Source organism: Streptomyces alkaliphilus, from assembly GCF_014141535.1.
Classification (GTDB): Bacteria; Actinomycetota; Actinomycetes; order Streptomycetales; family Streptomycetaceae; genus Streptomyces; species Streptomyces alkaliphilus.
Genome location: NZ_VKHT01000867.1, coordinates 1 through 2136 on the forward strand (window position 1 = coordinate 1; position 2136 = coordinate 2136).

General features: G+C 77.7%; 2 protein-coding genes. One reads left to right on the plus strand and one right to left on the minus strand.

Going from position 1 to position 2136, the window contains the following annotated elements:
• Positions 1 to 578: iron chelate uptake ABC transporter family permease subunit (locus FNQ90_RS20615; protein ID WP_323380100.1), on the minus strand; the 578-nt coding region annotated here is incomplete at its 3' end.
• Positions 579 to 1195: 617 nt separating this feature from the next.
• Here FNQ90_RS20615 and FNQ90_RS20620 point away from each other — a divergent pair.
• A complete protein-coding gene (locus tag FNQ90_RS20620; RefSeq protein ID WP_182607727.1) occupies positions 1196 to 1957 on the plus strand; it encodes an SDR family oxidoreductase in 762 nt (253 codons plus the stop codon).
• The last annotated feature ends 179 nt before the right edge of the window (positions 1958 to 2136 follow it).

Genomic DNA, 2136 nt, shown 5'->3' on the forward strand with positions numbered 1-2136 from the left:
AGGCTGCCCAGCAGCCACATCATCGCCGAGCGGGCCGCCTCCCCCCGCTCGGCCCGGAACACCATCAGGGTGGTGATCGCCGAGAAGCCGTACGCCATGGCGGTGCCGGTCAGCACCAGCCGCAGCGGCACCAACCCCTGCGGGGAGCGGGCGGCGGCGTACACCAGCACCATCGCCAGCAGCGCGGAGACGAACGCCGCGCCCGACAGCGCCCACACCCCCAGCGCGGCGAACGCCCCGAAGAGCAACACCGCGTTGGCGCCGACGGCGGCGCCGGAGGAGATGCCGAGTACGAACGGGTCGGCCAGGGCATTGCGAACCATCGCCTGCACGGCCGCCCCCACCGCCGCCAGCCCGGCTCCCACGACCACGGCCAGCACCGCGCGCGGAAAGCGGATCTCCCACACGATCGTGTAGGAGGAGACCTCGTCGGCGGCGATGGTGCCACCGCTCAGCCCCGCCCACAGCAGCCGCAGCGCCTCGCCTGCCGCCAGTGACGAGGGGCCCAGGGTGACCGCGGCGACCACCGAGCAGGCCAGGAGGAGCGTCAGGCCGAGGAGGAGGGGCGGCAGCGGCACCCGGCGCGGGGAACCGGGCGCGCGTTCGACGCGGGGTCGCGGGCGGCGCCCCTTCGCGCCGGTGCCGGCGGGCCCCTCGGCCCGGTCGTCGCCACCGAACGCGGCTCCATCGGGCCGCGGGGGGCGCGAAAGGCGCGGAGAACCCTGTGGATGGGGCACCCGGGCACCGTCCCTCGGTTCGGGCCGGGACACACGACGGCGGCAGCCCGCACCGGGGTTCGCCCGATCCGGTCTCCCTCTCGCAGTCCACGACGAGTCGGCAGGAGCGTCGGCCGCACCGGGTGATCGGGCTCGCGGAACACGGGGTTCCGCCCACCGTTGCGGGACAGCGCCGGACTTCGACCGGACTTCCCCCGGGGAGGCTCGCCGGGCAGCGTATCCGCCCGGCGGGGAACCGTTGCGGCCGGGGCCGGGGAACGGCATGCTGCGGGGACGGCCCGCGGCTGGTTTCGCGGGCCAACGGACCGGCGGGACGTCAACCGGGGCGGTCGCGCGGGTACGGGCCGCGCACGGCGGCGACACATCGGTGACCCCGGGCGAGACGGCGGAACACCCCTTCGCGCCTCCCGGCGCCCCGTGCCGGGAGGCGCGGAGGGGGCCGGGAAGGAAAGGCGCACATGGATCTCGGACTCTCCGGGCGGGTCTTCGTGGTGACCGGCGGCAGCAGCGGCCTGGGGCTGGCGACCGCCCGGGCGCTGGCGGCGGAGGGCGCCCGCACGGTGATCTCCTCGCGGGACCGGGGGAAGGTGGACCGCGCGGTCGCCGAACTGTCCCCCCTCGCACCGTCCGTCGGTGCCGTCGCCGACCTCGCCGACCCGCAGGCGCCCGGCAGGCTCCTGGATCTCGCCGAGGAGACCCACGGGCGGGTGGACGGCGTGCTGATCTCGGTGGGCGGGCCGCCGCCGGGTACGGCGGCCTCGGCCGAGGACGACCAGTGGCGCGCGGCCTTCGAGAGCGTCTTCCTCGGCGCGGTGCGCTGTGCCCGCACGGCCGCCGCCCGTCTCGCGGAGGGGGACCGGGGCGGCGTGATCGGCCTGGTGCTCTCCTCGTCGGCCCGCTCGCCCATCACCGGGTTGGGCATCTCCAACGGCCTGCGGCCGGGGCTGGCCATGGTGGCCAAGGATCTGGCCGACGAGTACGGGCCGCGCGGGGTGCGGGTCCTGGGTCTGCTGCCGGGGCGGATCGCCACCGATCGCACGGCGGAGCTGGACCGGGGGCGCCCGGAGGCGCGGGAACGCGCACTGGCGGGAATCCCGCTGGGCCGGTACGGGGAGCCGGAGGAGTTCGGTCGGGTCGCCGCCTTCCTGCTCTCCCCGGCGGCGTCCTACGTCACCGGCACGAGCGTGCCCGTCGACGGCGGGGCCCTGCGCACTCCGTGAGCGCCGGCCCCGACGGGCGCCCGGGGCCCCGGACACCGGCCGGGGCCGTGTCGCCCCGGCGGGTGGGGGCGTCCGCCCGCGGGGTCCGCCGCTCCTGGCGGAGCGGCCCCGGGGTCCGTCGGGGTCGGCCCGGCAGGTCCGCGCGGAGCCACTCCGGCGGGGCGCGCCCCCGGGGGCCG

Excerpts from the sequence above, each read along its gene's own strand:
- FNQ90_RS20620 (WP_182607727.1), top strand. The coding sequence starts at position 1,196 with ATGGATCTCGGACTCTCCGGGCGGGTCTTCGTGGTGACCGGCGGCAGC.